The sequence below is a fragment of the Pseudomonas extremorientalis genome (genome assembly GCF_024584605.1).
GTDB classification, from domain to species: Bacteria; Pseudomonadota; Gammaproteobacteria; order Pseudomonadales; family Pseudomonadaceae; genus Aquipseudomonas; species Aquipseudomonas extremorientalis.
In genome coordinates this window covers 1063152-1082435 of sequence record NZ_CP089519.1, presented here as the reverse complement: position 1 = coordinate 1082435, position 19284 = coordinate 1063152, and the positions used below count along the sequence as shown (strand labels likewise).

Genomic DNA, 19284 nt, shown 5'->3' with positions numbered 1-19284 from the left:
CGGTCTATTTACAGGGCTATTTTTGGCCGAGCCCATTACTCGGGCCGCACCCTGGTATTTCCTTTACTTACCCTAGCCGTTTCTAACAAGAGAGCATGATGGGCGAATTCGATACCATCCGACCTTACAACGACAGCGAAGTCCCGGCAGTGCTGGCACGTCTGTTCAGTGACAAGGCCTTTCTGGACATCCTGACCCACTTCCGCTTCCCGCGCTTCGCCGGCGCCCTGGGCTGGCTGCTCAAGCCGATGATCGCCCGCAAACTGCGCCGTGAATTCGCCGGCGTCACCACCGTGGCCACGCTGCAGGACAAAGTCGAGTACTACGTCGACCACACCATTGACCGGGCGACCGACGGCGTGACCTACACCGGGGTCGAGCAGCTCAAGTCCGGCACCGCCTACCTGTTCCTGGCCAACCACCGCGATATCGTGATGGACCCGGCCTTCGTCAACTATGCGGTATACCACGCCGGCCTGCCGACACCTCGCATCGCCATTGGCGACAACCTGCTGCAGAAGCCGTTTGTCAGCGACCTGATGCGCCTGAACAAGAGTTTCATCGTGCACCGCTCGATCACCGGGCGCAAAGAGAAGATGGCGGCGTATCAGCTGCTGTCGGCCTACATCAACCATTCGATCCGCAACGACGGTGCGTCGATCTGGATCGCCCAGGCCGAAGGGCGCGCCAAGGATGGAGATGACCGTACCGAGTCGGCGATCCTCAAGATGTTCCACGTCAGCCGCAAGGACGAGCCGTTTGCCGAGGTGATCCAGTCGCTGAACCTGACGCCGGTGTCCATCAGCTACGAATACGACCCGTGTGATTCAGCCAAGGCCCGCGAGCTGTACATCCGCGCGACCACCGGCACCTACGTCAAGGCGCAGGGCGAAGATGATGTGAGCATTGCCCTGGGCATCACCGGCTACAAGGGTCGCGTGCACATTAACTTCGCGCCGCCGATTACCGAGCGTTTCGAAGACACCAAGTTGCTGGCCGCAGAAATGGACCGGCAGATTCTGGGGGGCTACCGGTTGTTCCCGGTGCATTACCTGGCCTACGCCCAGTGGAACGACGCCGACCCTCAATTGCAGGTGCCGACGGCGGCCGAAGTGTTCCCGGCTGATGAACTGGCCAAGGCGAAGGCGGAGTGGGAGCGGCGTCTGAACGACTGCCCGGCTGAGCACCGGCCGTTCCTGGTGGTGCAATATGCGACGCCGGTGCGCAATCAGTATCGGGTCAAGGCTGGAATACCCCTCTAAACACCGATTCAAAAATGTGGGAGGGGGCTTGCCCCCGATAGCGGTGTATCAGTCAATCAGCTGTCGACTGAAGCTCCGTCATCGGGGGCAAGCCCCCCTCCCACATTTGTTTTGTGGTGTTCTTAAAGGCGGGTGCTGAGCCAGGAGATGGCCAGCGCCACGCCCAGGCAGGCAAACCCGACGCGGTAAGCCAGGCGATGCGCCCGTTCGGTGCGCACATCCAGAAACAACATCGGCTGATCAATTGCGCGATCTTCGCTCTGCGCGGTGAGGTCGGCCATGGCGCGCTGTTCGCGCAGGCGGGTAATGAACAGCAGTGCCGCGCCCGGACAGGCCACGGCCAAAGCAACAACATTGGTCAAAAGTGCGGGCAGCGCCATCGCAAACCTCGGCAAAACAGTGTTTTGGTATCGGTTCAGATACAAACATGAACGATAGTGGCCTCCGGCGCCTGAAATGCTCCCTCCCCCATTGACGGCTAATGTATCCAGTAATTTACGGCGTCACCTGAACGTCACCTTAACAAGCCACTCTGTTGCCCTTTGACGTTTCAGGAGCTTGTCATGCTGCATGCGCACAACCAGGATCGGCTGTATCTGATCGCCCCGAGCGATGAGCAGGAAGCGCTGATCGGCGGCCTGGCCTTCAACGTCCAGGACCGCCACTGGCTGGTGTATTGCGCCCTTGGCGGACACCAGCATGCCGACCTGCCGGAGGCCGATCTGTTGACCGGGGTGAGCCTGCTGGATTTCTGTATCGACACGGCTGCATGAAACTGAAGACGAAAAAAAACCGGGCTCAGTGATGAGCCCGGCTTTTTTAAGGACCGGTTATTGCGCGCTGAGCAACGAACCGATGCTTGGGTCCTTGAACAGGCGGGTCAAGGCATCGCTCAGCACGTCGCTGACCAACTTGGTGTTGGTTTCCTGGTTCGGCGACATGCCGAAACGCTGGTTCAGGGACGCACCGTAGCGGCCGCTGTAGCGACGGGTGCCGGCGGTGACGTCGGACTTGAAGGTGGCGCCGATGGATGCTTCGGTCACGTACAGGCCGTCTTTAGGCGACTGGTACTTCAATTCGGCCAGGGTGATCGTCAACTGCGGAGCACCCGGCGCGTTGGGGCTCGGGGTGAAACCCAGCAGGCGCACGGCAGCTTCGGCCTGGGCCTGCAGCTTGGGCAGTACGTCTTGAGCGTTCACCGAGACCAGGGCGGTTTCCGGATACAGGCCGCCGCGCGAACCGAGCGTAGGCGACGGACGACCATCCACCACACGCACCGACACCGGCTGGCCGTGACCCACGGGGGCCAACTGCGTGGTGATTTTTGGTTCCGGGGTCAGTTGTTGCGGGCTGTTGGCGCAGCCAACCAGGGTCAAACTGGTCACAGTGATCAAACCGAACAACAGGCGTTGCAACATGCTCTTCTCTCCAGAAATCGGGTACCGACAGGCGGGCAGTATAGCGGTGCGCCAGTGCCGGGAACTAGCGCCAGTTACAACCTGAGACCTGCACAGACTGTAGCGGTTCGATGTCACTGATATGTCACGGCTGATACACAGAGCCGTCATGCCCGACAGGCAAGCTTGACCCCAATCCCAAGAGGTCTGTCGCCATGCAATTTCTCTGGTCACTGTTCACGCGCAAACCCGCCCTTCGCCAGTTCGCCCTGCTCGATGTGCAAGGCCGTTGCCAGGCCTTCAAAGAGTGCTGCCAGCCTCCTGTAGGCGACGGCTGGGTGGAAATCGATGAAATCCGCCTGAGCTGGATGCACCACCCGCTGCCGGCCAGCGCCCGTGTCAGCCCACGTGCAGCGCAGCCGTCGCGTCACCAACCGTTGGCCGCCTGACCGAACGCCTAATAAAAGTCATAAAACACGCCCATTTCCCTGGCGTTCTTCGCTACAATCTCCCCCCGATTATAAGGACGTCTCCTGATCGGGCCTCGCAGCATCGTTAATGCCTCGGCATTAGCCCCAAGAATCGCCCACAGAGAGCCGCCCACACAGATCGAGTGAAGCTGGCGCGCTTGCTGTTTTCTTTGCAAACCACCCGCCTTTACCGAATCTGCCAGAGCTGCCATTGCGCTCGGCCACTTGAGTTGTTTGCCCGTTTTGCCGCGTGTCGGCTAGGGGCCAGGTGCCAGGCTGGGGCAGCCCTTTTTTGAGGTTCACGTCTTCAAAAGAGCGTGAAAAAACGGGTTTTCACAACTTCACAAGAGTGTGGCGAGCAAATGAATAGTTTGGCGTTTGTACAAGCACCATCAGCGTCTGGAACAGCCCAACCACACAGGATCGAGTACTCCTCAACAACGGGAGCTTGAGCCTGTCCGCTACGGATTGGTTGCACGAATCGCACGCTTTGACCATAAGTCGAATTGCCACAGGCGCCCATGAATGCGTTCATAGGCAGATTAGCCCGGCAGGAAGCGTGCGCTGAACATGCAAAGAATTGCGAATCGGACATGGCGATCCTGGCCATGGGTAACCTGGGGCAACACGTGAACCGCCCCATCACTCCTGGCAGCCATGCCGTCAATTTGGTGCTGCAGATTTTGGAGACGCGTTAAATGGCGCATAACGAAGCAGTCGACGTAGTACTGGTAGGGGCCGGCATCATGAGTGCCACCCTGGCCGTACTGCTCAAAGAGCTCGACCCCGGCCTGAAGCTGGAAGTCGTTGAGCTGATGGATTCGGGTGCCGCGGAAAGTTCCAACCCGTGGAACAACGCCGGTACCGGCCACGCCGGGCTGTGTGAGCTGAACTACACGCCGCAGGCCGCCGATGGCTCCATCGACATCAAGAAAGCCGTGCACATCAACACCCAATTCGAGGTGTCGAAGCAGTTCTGGGCGTACCTGACCAAAAAGGGCACCTTTGGCTCGTCCAGGTCCTTTATCAGCCCGGTGCCGCACCTGAGCTTCGTGCAGGGCGAAAAAGGCGTGTCCTTCCTCAAGAAGCGCTTTGAAACCCTCAGCCAGCACCACGCGTTTTCGGACATGCACTACACCGAAGACCGTAGCGAGATGGCCGAGTGGATGCCGCTGATGATGCCGGGCCGTCCGCTCGACGAAAAAATCGCAGCCACCCGTGTGATGAACGGCACGGACGTGAATTTCGGCGCGCTGACCAACCAGCTGCTCAGCCACCTGACCAGCTCGGCAGACGCCCAGGTCAAGTACAGCAAGCGCGTCACCGGCCTCAAGCGCAACGGCGCGGGCTGGACCGTAAGCATCAAGGACGTCAACAGCGGCAGCAGCCGCGAAGTCGACGCCAGGTTCGTGTTCCTCGGCGCCGGCGGCGCGGCCCTGCCGCTGCTGCAAGCCTCGGGCATCGAAGAAAGCAAAGGCTTTGGCGGCTTCCCGGTCAGCGGCCAGTGGCTGCGTTGCGACAACCCGGAAGTGGTCAAGCACCACCAGGCCAAGGTCTACAGCCAGGCTGCCGTGGGTTCGCCGCCGATGTCCGTGCCGCACCTGGACACCCGCGTGGTCGATGGCAAGAAGTCCCTGCTGTTCGGGCCTTACGCCGGTTTCACCACCAAGTTCCTCAAGCACGGCTCGTTCCTCGACCTGCCGCTGTCGGTTCGCGCCGGCAACATCGGCCCGATGCTGGCCGTGGCCCGCGACAACATGGACCTGACCAAGTACCTGGTCAGCGAAGTGATGCAGTCCATGGAACAGCGCCTGGAATCCCTGCGCCGCTTCTACCCCGAGGCGAAAGCCGAAGACTGGCGCCTGGAAGTGGCCGGCCAACGGGTGCAGATCATCAAGAAAGACCCGAAAAAAGGCGGCGTGCTGCAATTCGGCACCGAGCTGGTCGCGGCCAAAGACGGCTCGCTCGCGGCGCTGCTGGGCGCGTCCCCAGGTGCTTCGGTGACCGTTTCGATCATGCTGGAGTTGATCGAGAAGTGCTTCCCGGAAAAAGCCGCCGGTGAGTGGGCTGCCAAACTGCACGAGATCTTCCCGGCCCGTGAAAAGGTCCTGGAAACGGATGCCGAGTTGTATCGCAAGATCAACGCGCAGAACAACATCAGCCTGGAACTGGTTGAGCCTGCCGCCGAGACCGAGAGCTACGCTTGAGGCCTTGAGGCAATAAAAAACGCCCCGCTCTCGGCATGAGAACGGGGCGTTTTTTTGTGTATCGGATAATCAGCCGCGAGCGTTTTCGATCAGTTCGATGTACTCGTCCGCGTTGCGCTGGTCCTTGATCAGCTCGACGAAGGTCTGGCCATGCGCATCCTTGCCGTCGAGGTCCAGGCCGGCTTCCTTGAAGAAGCCCAGAAACCGCTCGAAATCGTCGATACGCAGGCCACGGTAGGCCTTGATCAGCTTGTGCAGGGACGGAGAAGTTGCGTCGACCGGCTCGAAGTCCAGGAACAACTTGATCTGATCGTCGCCGATCTCGTCACCAATCACCTGTTTCTTATCTTTACGCATTACCGACTCCAGCCTGCAGACATTTACACGGGGTTTGAAGTCTACCTGCGGGGCGCGGGCTTGTGTAGGCGGGGCCTACCTGGCTTTAACCGCACCCGTATGCAAATCCGCCCAGATATGCCCGTTGGCATAACTGAGGAACTGTACATACACCGTGTCATTGCGCAGCAGGTCGACAATCACCCGGTATTGGGCCAAGGGGTAAGACAGCGTCAGGGTTTTGCTGGAGTCGTCATACACCGGCTTTTTCAGGCTTTTGCTTTCGGCGTCGAAATTGAGCACCACCTGGGCGATGGTCGCACCTTTGTTCAGGGACTTGCCCTTGAGACGGATCATCAGCGGCGAGGTCACCGGGATCGGCTGCTGGCTGGACTGACGCTGGTTGCCCACCACCACCGCGTAGTCGGTGACTTGCAACAGTTGCTGCTGCTCCGGCGCTTCAGCGCGCAGGGTCAGGTCGTCCGAAGGCAGGAATTGGCTGTGCATCGGCGCTGGCGCGGCAGCCAGCGGCAAACTGAGGGTCAGCGCCAGGGCGGCGCAGGTGCGTATCAACAGGCTCATGGGCCGCTCCGGCAAGGTGGGCCCAGCACTGTAGCTCAATCGAACTGGGCAAGCATCCAGCGTTGGTACTCGGCCACACCGGCCTCGCCTTCGCGGGGCGCCCAGTCGGGCTGTTCGCCCTCGCCCACCGGACGATAAGGCCCGGCCTTGCACTCGAACATCACCGTGTCGGGCTCCAGCACCACCAGGCCATGGAACACCCCCGACGGCAGATCGACACCGGCGCATTCACCGCCAGCCTGCATGACACGCCTGGCAATGACCTCGCCGGTTTCGTTGAAGACCAGCAAGCCCAAGCGGCCCTGCAGCACCAGCAAGGTTTCTGCCTTGTCCGCGCTCAGGTGCCGATGCGGCGGTACATAAGTGTCAGGTTGCAGGCCTACCGCCAGGCGATGGCAGGGTTCTTCCATCTGGTGGAAGTTATGGTGGTGCCGGCCACGGGGGTGGGTGGCCGCTTTCTCGGCCAGTTCGGCAAACAGCGTCTGATCAAGAAAACGGGCCATGGCTTACATTCCTTTGACGGCGAAAATCCCGTTGGCGTTGCGCCAGTAGCCTTTGTAGTCCATGCCATAACCGAAGATGTAGCGGTCGATGCACGGCAGGCCGACGTAATCGGCTTTCAGGTCCGGACGCGCCTTGCGGTCGTGGTCTTTGTCGATCAGCACGGCGGTGTGCACTTTGCGCGCGCCGGCGTGTTTGCAGAAGTCGATGATCGCGCCCAGGGTGTGACCTTCGTCGAGGATGTCGTCGATGATCAGCACGTCGCGGTCGATGAAGGAAACTTCCGGCTTGGCCTTCCAGAACAAGTCGCCGCCGCTGGTTTCGTTGCGATAACGGGTGGCGTGCAGGTAGGACGCTTCCAGCGGGAATTGCAGGTGGGTCAGCAATTTGCCGGCGAAGATCAGGCCGCCATTCATCACGCAGAAGACCACCGGGTTGGTGTCGGCCATTTCGCGGCTGATGTGTGCGCCGACCTTGGCGATCGCTTCTTCGACTTGCGCTTCGGTGTACAGGCAGTCAGCCTCGCGCATGATTTGACGGATATGCTCGAGATCAGCGGACATGGCGCTCTCCAAGGGGGTGCTGTGGCAAGAAAAGCGGGCGAAGGTACGCTTCTCGTGCGCTCCGAGCAAGCCTTAATGGACTAACGTACTAGATGTCTATAGGACAACACCCTCGGATAGATTAATCTAGGCCGGTTTTTTTGCCCGCCGCCGGAGCCTTTCCCATGCCCACTCGCGAGATCCGCCACCCGCTGATCCGACACAAGCTCGGCCTTATGCGCCGCGCCGACATTAGCACGAAGAACTTCCGTGAGCTTGCTCAGGAAGTCGGAGCGTTGCTCACCTACGAAGCGACCAAGGATTTACCTTTGGAGAGCTACGAAATCCCTGGTTGGGCCGGTCCCGTCCAGGTCGAGAAAATCGCCGGTAAGAAAATCACCGTGGTGCCGATCCTGCGCGCCGGTATCGGCATGCTCGAAGGCGTCCTCAGCCTGATCCCGGGCGCCAAGGTCAGCGCCGTGGGCGTGGCCCGCAACGAAGAAACCTTGCAGGCCCACACCTACCTGGAAAAACTCGTCCCGGAAATCAACGAGCGCCTGGCGATGATCATCGACCCGATGCTCGCCACCGGCAGCTCCATGGTTGCCACTATCGACCTGCTGAAAAAAGCCGGCTGCAAGGACATCCGCGCCATGGTGCTGGTGGCCGCGCCCGAAGGCATTGCCGCCGTCGAGAAGGCCCACCCGGATGTGCAGATCTACACCGCCTCCATCGACGAGCGCCTGAATGAACACGGCTACATCATCCCAGGCCTGGGCGATGCCGGTGACAAGATCTTCGGCACCAAGCAGAAGGACGCGTGAGCATGCAGGATGAATTCAACGACCCGCTTTGGCGCCAGATCCTGTCTGGCGCACAAATGCTCTTCGTAGCATTTGGTGCGCTGGTGTTGATGCCACTGATCACAGGTCTTGATCCAAACGTCGCGCTGTTCACCGCAGGCCTGGGCACGTTGCTGTTCCAGGTGGTGACGGGGCGGCAGGTGCCGGTCTTCCTGGCGTCGAGCTTTGCCTTCATTACCCCGATCATTCTCGCCAAGGGCCAGTTCGGCCTCGCGGCGACCATGGGCGGGGTGATGGCGGCGGGTTTCGTGTACACCTTCCTGGGCCTGGCGGTGAAGATCAAAGGCACCGGGTTTATCGACCGGTTGCTGCCGCCCGTGGTGATCGGGCCGGTGATTATCTCCATCGGCCTGGCCATGGCGCCGATTGCCGCGAACATGGCGATGGGTAAAACCGGTGATGGCGCTGAGCTGATCCATTACCAGACCGCGATGATGATCTCGATGCCTGCTCTGCTGACCACCTTGATCGTGGCGGTGTTCGGCAAAGGCATTTTCCGCCTGGTGCCGATCATCTCCGGCGTGCTGGTGGGCTTCGCCATGTCGTTCTACTTTGGCGTGGTCGACACGGCGAAGATCGCGGCGGCCCCCTGGTTCGCCCTGCCCCACTTCACCGCGCCGGAATTCAACTGGCAGGCGATCCTGTTCATCGTCCCGGTGGCCCTGGCCCCGGCAATCGAACATATCGGCGGCGTGATTGCGGTGGGCAGCGTGACCGGTCGCGACTACTTGAAGAAGCCCGGCCTGCACCGCACCCTGCTGGGTGACGGCATTGCCACCACGGCTGCCGGTCTGTTCGGCGGCCCACCCAACACCACCTACGCCGAAGTGACCGGCGCGGTGATGCTGACCAAGAACTACAACCCGAAGATCATGACCTGGGCAGCGGTGTTTGCCATCAGCCTGGCGTTCATCGGCAAGTTCGGCGCGTTGCTGCAGAGCATTCCGGTGCCGGTGATGGGCGGGATTCTGTGCCTGCTGTTCGGCTCGATTGCCGCGGTGGGGATGAACACGCTGATCCGCCACAAGATCGACCTGGGCGAAGCGCGCAACCTGGTGATTGTGTCGGTGACCCTGGTGTTCGGGATTGGCGGTGTGCTGGTCGGCACCGGCACCGGCCCGGATGACTTCGGCCTCAAGGGCATCGCCCTGTGTGCGGTGGTGGCGATTGGGTTGAACCTGCTGCTGCCGGGCAATGATGGCTGGAAGAACAAGAAGTCGGATGAGCCGTTGCTCTAACCAGCACTGCGAAACCCAATGTGGGAGGGGGCTTGCCCCCGATAGCAGTGTGTCAGTCAATGCATTAGCTGACTGATACACCGCAATCGGGGGCAAGCCCCCTCCCACATTTTGCTCTTCAGTGTGGCTTAGAGCTCACCGAGCCCATCGATCAACGCCTGGTTCTGCTCCGGCGTACCGATGCTGATCCGCAGGAACTGGGCAATCCGCTCCTGCTTGAAGTGCCGCACGATCACCCCTTGCTCACGCAACTTGGCCGCCAGGCCCGCAGCGTCGTGCCGTGGGTGACGGGCAAAGATGAAGTTGGCAGCCGACGGCAGCACTTCAAAGCCTTTCTCTTCCAGTTGCGCGACCAGCTTGTCGCGACTGTCGATCACCAACCGGCACGTCTTCTCGAAATACTCACGGTCCTCGAACGCCGCCGCCGCGCCAACAATCGCCAGGCGGTCCAGTGGATAGGAGTTGAAGCTGTTCTTGACCCGCTCCAGCGCCTCGATCAAGTCCGGGTGGCCCACGGCCAGGCCCACACGCAAACCGGCCAGTGAGCGCGATTTGGACAGGGTCTGGGTGACCAGCAGGTTCGGGTAGCGATCCACCAGGCTGATCGCGGTTTCACCGCCGAAGTCGATATAGGCTTCATCGACCACCACCACCGAATCCGGGCTGGCCTTGAGGATCTGCTCCACCGCGTCCAGCGCCAGCACGCAGCCGGTCGGCGCGTTCGGGTTGGGAAAAATGATCCCGCCGTTGGGCTTGGCGTAATCCGCCACGCGAATCTGGAACTGGTCATCCAGCGGCACCGGTTCGGACTTGATGCCATAAAGGCCGCAGTAAACCGGATAGAAGCTGTAGCTGATATCCGGGAACAGCAGCGGCAGGTCGTGCTGGAACAAACCGTGGAAGATGTGCGCCAGCACTTCGTCGGAACCGTTGCCGAGGAAGACTTTAGCGGCGTCGATCCCGTAATGCGTGGCCACCGCCTGTTTGAGCAGGTCGCTGTTGGGGTCCGGGTACAGGCGCAGGTTGTCATTCAACTCGGCCTGCATTGCCGCCAACGCTTTGGGCGACGGACCGTAGGGGTTTTCATTGGTATTGAGCTTGACCAGTTTGGTCAGCTTCGGTTGTTCACCGGGCACGTAAGGCACGAGGTCCTTGACGAAAGGGCTCCAGAATTTGCTCATGTCTCAGTTCCCCTTCTCTTCAAGGATGCGGTATTCGGCGCTGCGGGCGTGCGCGCTGAGGGATTCGCCACGGGCCAGCACCGAGGCAGTCTTGCCCAGCTCGGAAGCGCCCTGCGGCGAGCAGAAAATGATCGACGTACGCTTCTGGAAGTCATACACCCCCAGCGGCGACGAGAAACGCGCGGTGCCGGAAGTCGGCAGCACGTGGTTCGGGCCTGCGCAGTAGTCGCCCAGGGCCTCGCTGGTGTGGCGGCCCATGAAGATCGCACCGGCGTGGCGAATCGACGGCAGCCAGGCTTGTGGGTCGGCGACGGACAACTCCAGGTGCTCCGGCGCGATGCGGTTGGCCACGTCGATGGCTTGCTCCATGTCGCGCACCAGGATCAGCGCACCACGGCCATTGATCGATTTCTCGATGATCTCGGCGCGCTCCATGGTCGGCAGCAGCTTATTGATGCTGGCCGCGACCTTGTCGAGGAACTCGGCGTCCGGACTGACCAGGATCGCCTGGGCGTCTTCGTCGTGCTCGGCCTGGGAGAACAGGTCCATGGCGATCCAGTCCGGATCGGTCTGACCGTCGCACACCACGAGGATTTCCGAAGGGCCGGCGATCATGTCGATACCGACCTGGCCGAACACATGGCGCTTGGCAGTGGCAACATAGATGTTGCCGGGGCCGACCACTTTGTCGACCTTCGGTACGCTTTCAGTACCATAGGCCAGGGCGGCAACGGCTTGGGCACCACCGATGGTGAAAACCCGATCGACACCGGCGATGCAGGCCGCTGCCAGCACCAGCTCGTTGATTTCACCACGCGGCGTTGGCACCACCATGACCACCTCGGTCACGCCCGCCACTTTGGCCGGGATCGCGTTCATCAGCACCGATGAAGGGTACGAAGCCTTGCCACCCGGCACGTACAAACCGGCGCGGTCCAGCGGCGTGACCTTCTGGCCCAGCACAGTACCGTCGGCCTCGGTGTAGCTCCAGGAGTCCTGTTTCTGTTTTTCGTGGTAGCTGCGCACACGCGCCGCCGCCACTTCCAGGGCTTCGCGCTGCGGCGCGGTGATGCGCGTCAGGGCCAGCTCCAGGCGTTCGCGGGGCAGGATCAGGTCAGCCATGGACTTGACGTCCAGACCGTCAAACTGGCGGGTGAAGTCCACCAGCGCCGCATCACCGCGCTCGCGCACGGCCTTGATGATGTCGAGCACCCGCTGGTTGACCGAATCGTCGGACACGCTTTCCCAGCTCAGCAGATGATCCAGATGATGGGCGAAATCCGGGTCGGCAGCGTTGAGTCGGGCAATTGCAGTGGACGTGGTCATAGCGAGGGCCTCATAGGATTGGCAAAATGCTCAGGCGCCGAACGTTAGCAGTCGATCCGCTTGGGCACCTGAGAATTCTGGCTATGAGGCGGATAGACGGGCGCGACCCTGGGCCGCGCGGGTAGGTCAACCGCGGTGTCGCGACTCCACTGCCTTGCGCAGCGTGTCGATCAACGCCTGGATACGGGCGTGCTGCATCTTCATCGATGCCTTGTTGACGATCAGACGGGAGCTGATGTCGGCAATGAAGTCCTGCGGCTCAAGACCGTTGGCGCGCAGGGTGTTACCGGTGTCGACCACGTCGATGATCTTGTCAGCCAGGCCGATCAACGGCGCCAGCTCCATCGAGCCGTAAAGCTTGATGATGTCGACCTGGCGGCCTTGCTCGGCGTAGTAGCGCTTGGCGACGTTGACGAACTTGGTCGCCACGCGCAGGCGGCCCTTCGGCTCCACATCACCGACACGGCCGGCGGTCATCAGCTTGCACAGGGCGATACGCAGGTCCAACGGCTCGTACAGGCCCTGGCCACCGTATTCCATCAGCACGTCTTTACCGGCGACGCCGAGGTCGGCCGCGCCATGTTCAACGTAGGTCGGCACGTCGGTAGCGCGCACGATCAACAGGCGCACGTCGTCCTGGGTCGTGGGGATGATCAGCTTGCGGCTCTTGTCCGGATTCTCGGTCGGCACGATGCCCGCTTCAGCCAGAAGCGGCAACGTGTCGTCAAGGATGCGGCCCTTGGACAGTGCGATGGTCAACATGGGAAACGTCAATCCTTTATCAGGCTATTGCGGTCCGGTCGCAAACGGCGCCGGACACAGATCGAGGCCATTACAGCCTCGACTTGAAACAAATCCTGTGGAGAGAGATTACCCTCCCCCCACCGTTACAGCTTCCGGGACTAGCCCGGTACGCGGCGGATTTTCGCGCCGAGCATCTGCAGTTTTTCTTCAATGCACTCGTAACCACGGTCTATGTGGTAGATGCGGTCGATCAGGGTGTCGCCTTCGGCGATCAGCGCCGAGATCACCAGGCTGGCCGATGCACGCAGGTCGGTGGCCATGACTGGCGCGCCCTTGAGTTTTTCGGTGCCGGTGACGATGGCGGTGTTGCCTTCGACCTGGATCTTCGCGCCCATGCGGTGCAATTCGTACACGTGCATGAAGCGGTTTTCGAAGATGGTCTCGATCACGGCACCGGTGCCTTCGGCAATCGCGTTCAGGGAGATGAACTGCGCTTGCATATCGGTCGGGAACGCCGGGTACGGAGCGGTACGCACGTTGACGGCCTTGGGACGCTTGCCGTGCATGTTCAGCTCGATCCAGTCTTCACCGGTCGTGATTTCCGCACCGGCTTCGCGCAGCTTTTCCAGGACCGCTTCCAGGATGGTCGGATCGGTGTCCTTGACCTTGACGCGGCCACCGGTGACGGCGGCGGCAACCAGGTAGGTACCGGTCTCGATGCGGTCAGGCATTACCTTGTAGGTGGCGGTGTGCAGACGCTCTACGCCATCGATGGTGATGGTGTCGGTGCCCGCACCGGAAACCTTCGCGCCCATGGCGTTCAGGAAGTTGGCCAGGTCGACCACTTCCGGCTCGCGCGCGGCGTTTTGCAGGACGCTGCGGCCTTTGGCCAGGGCAGCGGCCATCATGATGTTCTCGGTGCCGGTCACACTGACAGTATCAAAGAAGAAATTGGCGCCACGCAGGCCGCCTTCCGGCGCCTTGGCCTTGATGTAGCCGCCTTCGACGTCGATAACGGCGCCCATGGCTTCAAGGCCACGGATGTGCAGGTCAACCGGACGCGAGCCAATGGCGCAACCGCCAGGCAGGGCGACTTCGGCTTCGCCGAAACGGGCAACCATCGGGCCAAGCACCAGGATCGACGCACGCATGGTTTTCACCAGTTCGTACGGTGCTATCAGGGTCTTGATGGTGCGCGGGTCGATTTCGACAGCCAGTTTCTCGTCGATCACCGGCTCGATACCCATGCGACCGAACAACTCGATCATGGTGGTGATGTCGTGCAGGTGCGGCAGGTTGGCCACGGTCACCGGGCCATCGCACAGCAGGGTCGCTGCCAGGATCGGCAAGGCGGAGTTTTTTGCACCGGAGATGCGAATCTCGCCATCAAGGCGGGCACCGCCGGTAATAATCAATTTATCCATAAGAATCTCGACGCCTTGGGGGCTCAGGTGCGCTCGGCCCAGGCCGCGCGGCTGAAAAATTTCATAGTGACCGCATGGATGCTGCCATCGGTGATCCACGGGTTCAAATGGGCATAGATCTGCTGCTGACGCTTGACCGGGCTGAGTGCCGCCAGTTCATCGCTAATCACGTTCAGCTGGAAGTTGCAGCCTTCGCCTTCAACTTCAACGGTCGTTTCCGGCAGCTTTCCTTCAAGAAAGCTCTTAACTTCTAGGGCCTGCATGCTCAACCTCTATCGGCGCCCAGTGCGCGCGGGTCGCACATCATACAAAAAAGCCCCGCGCCTGCGAACCCCGCATAGCAGGACTCTGACGGGGGGCTTCTTTAATAATGTGTATTAAGGATGCGCCAGCAGCTCGGTCAGACCGGAAACTTCGGCGATTTCGCGCATGTCTTCGGGCAATGCCCGGATGCTGACCGGCTTCCTGGCCGCCTCAGCATCACGCATGAAGCACAGCAGCAGCGACAAGCCGACGCTGCTGGACTTGGTCACGGCAGAACAATCCAGCACCAACGCGGGCGCAGTGCTGGTCTTGATCAGCGCCTGACCCTGCTTGCGCAGCTCAGGCCCGGTGCGGTAATCCAGCACGCCGCTGAGGAACAACTCACCGGCGTCGCCAAGACGAACAGCCGACTCGGTCATTGCACAGGCTTCCCGGCTTCTTTATCGGATGTTTCCTTGGCTTTGGCGACTTCACCGGCCCAACCGTTGATGGTTTTGTCCAGGTCGTTGCCATTACGCTGCATCGCGTCAGCGAACTGATCACGGAACAGCTTGCCGATGTTGATACCGTTGATGATCACGTTGCGCAGCTTCCACTCGCCGTTGACCTTCTCGAGCGTGTATTGCACAGGGTAGACGGCACCGTTATTGCCCTTGACGCTCATGTTGACGCTGGTGCGATTACCCGACTCGTCCCCGGCAGGCGCAACGGTAATGCCCTGGTTGTTGTACTCGAGCAGCGCGTTGCCGTAGAACTGGAACAGGCCTTTCTTGAAGTTTTCCTGGAAGGTCTGCATCTGCGCAGGCGTCGCCTTGCGCGAATACTTGACCGTCATGATGCTGCGGGAAATGCCTTCGGCATCGACCACCGGGCCGACAATGGTGTTGAGCGCGTTGTAAAACTTACTCGGATCTTGCTTGTACTGCTCTTTATTGGCAGTGAGGTCAGCCAGCATTTTGTTGGTCGTGTCCTGCACCAGATCGTGCGCAGAACCTGCCGCGTTAGCCATCAGCGGCAGCGCTGCCAACAGCACCAGCAGGCCGCGTCGCAAGGTAGAGATCATGAACAGATTCCTCATTTGGCGTCTTTATTGACCGTATTAAGCAGGAATTTACCGATCAGGTCCTCAAGCACCAGCGACGACTGTGTGTCGTGGATTGTCGAGCCATCCTTGAGCAGGGCTGTTTCCCCACCCACGCTGATACCGATGTATTTCTCGCCCAGCAGACCCGCAGTGAGAATAGATGCAGTGGAGTCAGTCGGCAGATTATCTACCTTCTTGTCCAGTTGCATCGTCACTCGGCCGGTGAAGCTGTCGCGATCCAGATCGATTGCCGTGACCTTGCCGATGGTCACACCGGCCATGGTCACTTTAGCTCTGACAGTCAAACCGGCGATATTGTCGAAGTATGCGTAAAGTTTATAAGTGTCGGCAGTGGGGCTGGCCGACAGGCCGCTGACGCGCAGGGCCAACAAGAGTAAAGCCAGGATGCCAGCCAGCAAGAAAAGGCCGACACCGATTTCCACAGTGCGGTTTTGCATCAGAAATCTCCAAACATCAAGGCGGTCAAAATGAAGTCAAGGCCCAGTACCGCCAGCGAGGCGTACACAACGGTCTTGGTGGTGGCGCGACTGATCCCTTCTGAGGTGGGCTCACAGTCATAGCCTTGGAATACGGCGATCCAGGTGACAACAAAGGCGAACACGATGCTCTTTATGATGCCGTTGAGCACGTCGCCAGTGAACGTCACGCTGTTCTGCATGTTGGCCCAGTAGGAGCCGTCGTAGACGCCCAGCCAGTCCACCGCCACCCACGAACCACCCCAGATCCCGACCACGCTGAAGATCATCGCCAGCAGTGGCAGGGAAATGAAGCCGGCCCACAGGCGTGGGGCAACAATGTACTTGAGTGGGTCCACGCCAATCATTTCCAGGCTGGACAGCTGTTCGGTGGACTTCATGTTGCCGATTTCGGCGGTCAGCGCGGAGCCCGCGCGCCCGGCGAACAGCAGAGCGGTCACCACCGGCCCCAGTTCACGCAACAGCGTCAGGGCGACCATCTGCCCCACCGCCTGCTCCGAACCATAGCTGGACAGGATATTGAAGCCCTGCAACGCCAGCACCATGCCAATGAACACCCCGGAGACCACGATGATCACCAGGGACATCACGCCCACCGAATGCAACTGCTTGACCAGCAGGCCAAAGCCGCCGCCAATGCCGCCACGGCCGAGCAATGCGTGGAACAGGAAAATCGTCGAACGGCCCAGCACTTCGACGATGTCGATGCCCGAACGACCGAAAAGGCGAACCTTCTCGATAAGAGATGTCTTGCGCATCAGCGCTTCCCCAGAAGATCTGAGCGGTAATCCGCCGCCGGAAAGTGAAAAGGCACCGGGCCATCAGGATCGCCGGTCATGAATTGGCGAATGCGCGGGTTGTCGGCGTTCATCAGCTCTTCGGGCGTGCCCTGCCCCAGCACCTGGCCATCGCCCACTACATAGAGGTAATCGGCAATGCTCGCGGTTTCTGCAAGATCGTGGGAGACCACGATGCTGGTGATGCCCAGTGCATCGTTGAGCAGACGGATCAGACGCACCAGCACGCCCATGGCGATGGGGTCCTGACCGACGAAGGGCTCGTCGTACATGAGAATCTGCGGGTCGAGGGCGATGGCACGCGCCAGCGCCACACGGCGCTTCATCCCACCAGACAATTCATCGGGCATCAGGTCGATGGCGCCGCGAAGGCCTACGGCCTGCAGTTTCAGCAACACAATGTCACGAATCATTTCATCGGACAGCTGGGTATGCACCCGCAGCGGAAAAGCCACGTTCTCGAAAACATCAAGGTCGGTGAACAGCGCACCGCTCTGGAACAGCACACCCATGTGCTTGCGTGCATCGAACAGATCGCTGCGCGACAGCGTCGGCAGGTTCTGGCCGTTGACCCACACCTCTCCCGCACTGGGGCGCAATTGCATGCCCATCAGGCGCAGCAGCGTGGTCTTGCCGCAACCGGAAGGCCCCATGATGCCCGTGACCTTGCCGCGCGGAATGCGGATATCGACGTTATTGAAGATGCTGCGCGTCCCGCGCTTGAAGGTCAGTCCCTTCAGCTCGACCGCGTAGGCGTTATCGGCACTCATCTAAACTCCTTGGGATGCAGCCTCTCACTCAGACACCACGCTTGCTACAAACGTTTGCAACCGTTGTGCAATAGTTGGCCACGTGGGCTGGGCGGACCGAACTGGCGGCGAACTATATCACTGCTGGTACTAGGCGCCCAAGGCCGGAACAGTGCTTGTTCAGATTGGGGACAGGGAAAAATCGTTGCTGGGGTTGAATCTCAAGCACATTGCGAACAAACCCTGACGAACTTGCGTGAGGGAATTGATCATTACCGCTATAATCGCCGACTTTTCGTCAGGCTATACGATTTCAGACATGAGCCAATCCAGCGACCTTATTCAATCCGCACAACGCACCATCCGCCTCGAGCTTGAAGCCGTAGAAGGCTTGCTGGCGCATATTGACGCGGATTTCGTACGCGCCTGCGAGATGATTCTGGCCAGCAAGGGCCGCGTTGTGGTGGTCGGCATGGGCAAATCCGGCCACGTCGGCAACAAGATCGCCGCCACCCTGGCCAGCACCGGAACCACCGCGTTTTTCGTGCACCCGGCCGAAGCCAGCCACGGCGACATGGGCATGATCACCAAGGATGACATCATCCTTGCCCTGTCCAACTCCGGCACGACTAACGAAATCGTGACCCTGTTGCCGCTGATCAAACGCCTGGGCATCAAGATGATCAGCATCACCGGAAACCCGGAGTCGACGCTGGCCAAGGCCGCCGAAGTGAACCTGAACGTCCACGTGGACCACGAGGCCTGCCCGCTGAACCTGGCACCGACCTCCTCCACCACCGCCGCACTGGTCATGGGCGATGCCTTGTCCGTAGCACTGCTGGAAGCCCGGGGGTTTACCGCCGAAGACTTCGCGTTTTCCCATCCAGGCGGCGCCCTGGGCCGCCGCCTGCTGCTGAAAGTGGAAAACGTCATGCACTCGGGCGATGAATTGCCTCACGTCCAGCGCGGCACCCTGCTGAAAGACGCGCTGATGGAAATGACCCGCAAGGGCCTGGGCATGACCGTGATCCTCGAGGCCGATGGCCGCCTGGCCGGGGTCTTCACCGACGGCGACCTGCGCCGTACCCTCGACCGCACGATTGATATCCACACCGCCACCATCGACGCGGTAATGACACCCCACGGCAAGACCGCGCGCCCCGAGATGCTGGCAGCCGAAGCCTTGAAGATCATGGAAGACCACAAGATCGGCGCGCTGGTGGTGGTTGATGGCGACGACCGCCCGATTGGCGCCCTGAACATGCACGACTTGCTGCGTGCAGGAGTGATGTAGATGACCAGCGACCTGTTGCAACGCGGCAAAAATATCAAACTCGCGATTTTCGACGTTGACGGTGTGCTGACCGACGGCCGCCTGTACTTTCTCGAAGACGGCAGCGAATTCAAGACATTCAACACGCTGGACGGCCAAGGCATCAAAATGTTGATGGCGGCGGGCGTGCAAACGGCAATTATCAGCGGCCGGAAAACGCCCGTTGTGGAACGGCGTGCACAAAACCTGGGGATTCCTCACCTGTATCAGGGCCGCGAGGATAAACTGGTGGTTCTGGACGAGCTTCTTGGCCAACTCAACCTAAGCTATGAGCAGGTCGCCTACTTGGGTGATGACCTGCCAGACCTGCCGGTGATTCGCCGAGTAGGCCTGGGCATGGCCGTCGCCAATGCGGCGGCGTTTGTTCGCGAACACGCCCATGGCATCACCAGCGCCCGCGGTGGCGAAGGTGCCGCCCGCGAGTTCTGCGAGCTGATCCTGCGTGCCCAGGGCAGCCTTGAAGCGGCCCACGCCGCCTACTTATAGA

24 protein-coding genes are annotated in these 19284 nt (G+C 60.6%); 8 read left to right on the top strand and 16 right to left on the bottom strand.

What is annotated here, in order from left to right; genetic code table 11:
• Positions 1-98 precede the first annotated feature (98 nt).
• Positions 99-1262, top strand: coding sequence for a 1-acyl-sn-glycerol-3-phosphate acyltransferase (locus LUU92_RS04760; RefSeq protein WP_257103228.1), 1164 nt, complete (start codon positions 99-101; stop codon positions 1260-1262).
• 122 nt (positions 1263-1384) lie between these two features.
• Here LUU92_RS04760 and LUU92_RS04755 read toward each other — a convergent pair whose 3' ends face one another.
• Positions 1385-1642, bottom strand: coding sequence for a hypothetical protein (locus LUU92_RS04755; protein WP_071491164.1), 258 nt, complete (start codon positions 1640-1642; stop codon positions 1385-1387).
• Between the two features lie 183 nt (positions 1643-1825).
• On the opposite strand from LUU92_RS04755, the gene LUU92_RS04750 reads away from it, so the two are divergent.
• Positions 1826-2035: a hypothetical protein gene (locus LUU92_RS04750; protein WP_071491163.1), complete on the top strand. Its 210-nt coding sequence runs from the start codon at positions 1826-1828 to the stop codon at positions 2033-2035.
• Positions 2036-2092: 57 nt separating this feature from the next.
• Here the strand turns inward: LUU92_RS04750 and LUU92_RS04745 are convergent, their stop codons facing one another.
• Positions 2093-2680 carry a YajG family lipoprotein gene (locus LUU92_RS04745; protein ID WP_071491162.1) on the bottom strand — a complete coding sequence of 196 codons (588 nt, stop codon included), beginning with the start codon at positions 2678-2680 and terminating at the stop codon, positions 2093-2095.
• A gap of 194 nt (positions 2681-2874) precedes the next feature.
• Between LUU92_RS04745 and LUU92_RS04740 the strand changes: the two genes are divergently transcribed.
• Both LUU92_RS04740 and mqo read left to right on the top strand, forming a co-directional pair.
• Positions 2875-3108 (top strand): hypothetical protein, encoded by a 234-nt coding sequence (locus LUU92_RS04740; protein WP_071491161.1) that lies wholly within the window; start codon positions 2875-2877, stop codon positions 3106-3108.
• A gap of 719 nt (positions 3109-3827) precedes the next feature.
• The gene (mqo, locus tag LUU92_RS04735; protein WP_092240758.1) at positions 3828-5336 is read left to right on the top strand and encodes a malate dehydrogenase (quinone); all 1509 of its coding nucleotides are present in this window, start codon (positions 3828-3830) and stop codon (positions 5334-5336) included.
• Between the two features lie 69 nt (positions 5337-5405).
• On the opposite strand, the gene LUU92_RS04730 is transcribed toward mqo, so the two are convergent.
• From LUU92_RS04730 to LUU92_RS04715, 4 genes are all read right to left on the bottom strand, one after another.
• Entirely contained in the window at positions 5406-5693 is a 288-nt protein-coding gene (locus tag LUU92_RS04730) for a PA4642 family protein (RefSeq protein WP_257103227.1), read from the bottom strand.
• A 75-nt stretch (positions 5694-5768) separates the two neighbouring features.
• Positions 5769-6254: a hypothetical protein gene (locus tag LUU92_RS04725; RefSeq protein ID WP_071491159.1), complete on the bottom strand. Its 486-nt coding sequence runs from the start codon at positions 6252-6254 to the stop codon at positions 5769-5771.
• Between the two features lie 35 nt (positions 6255-6289).
• The gene (locus tag LUU92_RS04720) at positions 6290-6757 is read right to left on the bottom strand and encodes a WbuC family cupin fold metalloprotein (protein WP_257103226.1); all 468 of its coding nucleotides are present in this window, start codon (positions 6755-6757) and stop codon (positions 6290-6292) included.
• 3 nt (positions 6758-6760) lie between these two features.
• Positions 6761-7318 carry a hypoxanthine-guanine phosphoribosyltransferase gene (locus tag LUU92_RS04715; RefSeq protein WP_058422982.1) on the bottom strand — a complete coding sequence of 186 codons (558 nt, stop codon included), beginning with the start codon at positions 7316-7318 and terminating at the stop codon, positions 6761-6763.
• A gap of 164 nt (positions 7319-7482) precedes the next feature.
• On the opposite strand from LUU92_RS04715, the gene upp reads away from it, so the two are divergent.
• Entirely contained in the window at positions 7483-8121 is a 639-nt protein-coding gene (gene upp / locus LUU92_RS04710) for a uracil phosphoribosyltransferase (RefSeq protein WP_024073483.1), read from the top strand.
• 2 nt (positions 8122-8123) lie between these two features.
• Positions 8124-9398 carry a uracil-xanthine permease family protein gene (locus LUU92_RS04705; protein WP_071491157.1) on the top strand — a complete coding sequence of 425 codons (1275 nt, stop codon included), beginning with the start codon at positions 8124-8126 and terminating at the stop codon, positions 9396-9398.
• A 128-nt stretch (positions 9399-9526) separates the two neighbouring features.
• Here the strand turns inward: LUU92_RS04705 and hisC are convergent, their stop codons facing one another.
• The 10 genes from hisC to LUU92_RS04655 form a co-directional block, all read right to left on the bottom strand.
• Positions 9527-10579 carry a histidinol-phosphate transaminase gene (hisC, locus tag LUU92_RS04700; RefSeq protein ID WP_257103225.1) on the bottom strand — a complete coding sequence of 351 codons (1053 nt, stop codon included), beginning with the start codon at positions 10577-10579 and terminating at the stop codon, positions 9527-9529.
• Between the two features lie 3 nt (positions 10580-10582).
• Positions 10583-11905 carry a histidinol dehydrogenase gene (gene hisD, locus LUU92_RS04695; RefSeq protein WP_257103224.1) on the bottom strand — a complete coding sequence of 441 codons (1323 nt, stop codon included), beginning with the start codon at positions 11903-11905 and terminating at the stop codon, positions 10583-10585.
• Between the two features lie 126 nt (positions 11906-12031).
• The gene (hisG, locus tag LUU92_RS04690; RefSeq protein WP_003188599.1) at positions 12032-12667 is read right to left on the bottom strand and encodes an ATP phosphoribosyltransferase; all 636 of its coding nucleotides are present in this window, start codon (positions 12665-12667) and stop codon (positions 12032-12034) included.
• A gap of 140 nt (positions 12668-12807) precedes the next feature.
• The gene (murA, locus tag LUU92_RS04685; protein ID WP_010213103.1) at positions 12808-14073 is read right to left on the bottom strand and encodes a UDP-N-acetylglucosamine 1-carboxyvinyltransferase; all 1266 of its coding nucleotides are present in this window, start codon (positions 14071-14073) and stop codon (positions 12808-12810) included.
• 23 nt (positions 14074-14096) lie between these two features.
• Positions 14097-14336, bottom strand: coding sequence for a BolA family protein (locus tag LUU92_RS04680; RefSeq protein WP_003188597.1), 240 nt, complete (start codon positions 14334-14336; stop codon positions 14097-14099).
• A 114-nt stretch (positions 14337-14450) separates the two neighbouring features.
• Positions 14451-14756 (bottom strand): STAS domain-containing protein, encoded by a 306-nt coding sequence (locus tag LUU92_RS04675; RefSeq protein ID WP_071491154.1) that lies wholly within the window; start codon positions 14754-14756, stop codon positions 14451-14453.
• Positions 14753-15400, bottom strand: a complete 648-nt coding sequence (locus LUU92_RS04670) for an MlaC/ttg2D family ABC transporter substrate-binding protein (protein ID WP_071491153.1) — start codon at positions 15398-15400, stop codon at positions 14753-14755. Before LUU92_RS04670 ends, LUU92_RS04675 begins: the two co-directional genes overlap by 4 nt.
• A gap of 11 nt (positions 15401-15411) precedes the next feature.
• Positions 15412-15879, bottom strand: coding sequence for an outer membrane lipid asymmetry maintenance protein MlaD (mlaD, locus tag LUU92_RS04665; protein WP_017845975.1), 468 nt, complete (start codon positions 15877-15879; stop codon positions 15412-15414).
• Entirely contained in the window at positions 15879-16676 is a 798-nt protein-coding gene (gene mlaE, locus LUU92_RS04660) for a lipid asymmetry maintenance ABC transporter permease subunit MlaE (RefSeq protein ID WP_003188592.1), read from the bottom strand. Before mlaE ends, mlaD begins: the two co-directional genes overlap by 1 nt.
• Positions 16676-17485, bottom strand: coding sequence for an ATP-binding cassette domain-containing protein (locus LUU92_RS04655; protein ID WP_003171811.1), 810 nt, complete (start codon positions 17483-17485; stop codon positions 16676-16678). Before LUU92_RS04655 ends, mlaE begins: the two co-directional genes overlap by 1 nt.
• A 298-nt stretch (positions 17486-17783) precedes the next feature.
• Here LUU92_RS04655 and LUU92_RS04650 point away from each other — a divergent pair, with 298 nt between their 5' ends.
• Both LUU92_RS04650 and LUU92_RS04645 read left to right on the top strand, forming a co-directional pair.
• Positions 17784-18758: a KpsF/GutQ family sugar-phosphate isomerase gene (locus LUU92_RS04650; protein ID WP_071491152.1), complete on the top strand. Its 975-nt coding sequence runs from the start codon at positions 17784-17786 to the stop codon at positions 18756-18758.
• A complete protein-coding gene (locus LUU92_RS04645; RefSeq protein WP_058414321.1) occupies positions 18759-19283 on the top strand; it encodes a KdsC family phosphatase in 525 nt (174 codons plus the stop codon).
• Position 19284 lies beyond the last annotated feature (1 nt).

Coding starts and splice junctions, on each gene's coding strand:
- LUU92_RS04760 (WP_257103228.1), top strand. CDS start 99: ATGGGCGAATTCGATACCATCCGACCTTACAACGACAGCGAAGTCCCG.
- LUU92_RS04755 (WP_071491164.1), bottom strand. CDS start 1,642: ATGGCGCTGCCCGCACTTTTGACCAATGTTGTTGCTTTGGCCGTGGCC.
- LUU92_RS04750 (WP_071491163.1), top strand. CDS start 1,826: ATGCTGCATGCGCACAACCAGGATCGGCTGTATCTGATCGCCCCGAGC.
- LUU92_RS04745 (WP_071491162.1), bottom strand. CDS start 2,680: ATGTTGCAACGCCTGTTGTTCGGTTTGATCACTGTGACCAGTTTGACC.
- LUU92_RS04740 (WP_071491161.1), top strand. CDS start 2,875: ATGCAATTTCTCTGGTCACTGTTCACGCGCAAACCCGCCCTTCGCCAG.
- mqo (WP_092240758.1), top strand. CDS start 3,828: ATGGCGCATAACGAAGCAGTCGACGTAGTACTGGTAGGGGCCGGCATC.
- LUU92_RS04730 (WP_257103227.1), bottom strand. CDS start 5,693: ATGCGTAAAGATAAGAAACAGGTGATTGGTGACGAGATCGGCGACGAT.
- LUU92_RS04725 (WP_071491159.1), bottom strand. CDS start 6,254: ATGAGCCTGTTGATACGCACCTGCGCCGCCCTGGCGCTGACCCTCAGT.
- LUU92_RS04720 (WP_257103226.1), bottom strand. CDS start 6,757: ATGGCCCGTTTTCTTGATCAGACGCTGTTTGCCGAACTGGCCGAGAAA.
- LUU92_RS04715 (WP_058422982.1), bottom strand. CDS start 7,318: ATGTCCGCTGATCTCGAGCATATCCGTCAAATCATGCGCGAGGCTGAC.
- upp (WP_024073483.1), top strand. CDS start 7,483: ATGCCCACTCGCGAGATCCGCCACCCGCTGATCCGACACAAGCTCGGC.
- LUU92_RS04705 (WP_071491157.1), top strand. CDS start 8,124: ATGCAGGATGAATTCAACGACCCGCTTTGGCGCCAGATCCTGTCTGGC.
- hisC (WP_257103225.1), bottom strand. CDS start 10,579: ATGAGCAAATTCTGGAGCCCTTTCGTCAAGGACCTCGTGCCTTACGTG.
- hisD (WP_257103224.1), bottom strand. CDS start 11,905: ATGACCACGTCCACTGCAATTGCCCGACTCAACGCTGCCGACCCGGAT.
- hisG (WP_003188599.1), bottom strand. CDS start 12,667: ATGTTGACCATCGCACTGTCCAAGGGCCGCATCCTTGACGACACGTTG.
- murA (WP_010213103.1), bottom strand. CDS start 14,073: ATGGATAAATTGATTATTACCGGCGGTGCCCGCCTTGATGGCGAGATT.
- LUU92_RS04680 (WP_003188597.1), bottom strand. CDS start 14,336: ATGCAGGCCCTAGAAGTTAAGAGCTTTCTTGAAGGAAAGCTGCCGGAA.
- LUU92_RS04675 (WP_071491154.1), bottom strand. CDS start 14,756: ATGACCGAGTCGGCTGTTCGTCTTGGCGACGCCGGTGAGTTGTTCCTC.
- LUU92_RS04670 (WP_071491153.1), bottom strand. CDS start 15,400: ATGATCTCTACCTTGCGACGCGGCCTGCTGGTGCTGTTGGCAGCGCTG.
- mlaD (WP_017845975.1), bottom strand. CDS start 15,879: ATGCAAAACCGCACTGTGGAAATCGGTGTCGGCCTTTTCTTGCTGGCT.
- mlaE (WP_003188592.1), bottom strand. CDS start 16,676: ATGCGCAAGACATCTCTTATCGAGAAGGTTCGCCTTTTCGGTCGTTCG.
- LUU92_RS04655 (WP_003171811.1), bottom strand. CDS start 17,485: ATGAGTGCCGATAACGCCTACGCGGTCGAGCTGAAGGGACTGACCTTC.
- LUU92_RS04650 (WP_071491152.1), top strand. CDS start 17,784: ATGAGCCAATCCAGCGACCTTATTCAATCCGCACAACGCACCATCCGC.
- LUU92_RS04645 (WP_058414321.1), top strand. CDS start 18,759: ATGACCAGCGACCTGTTGCAACGCGGCAAAAATATCAAACTCGCGATT.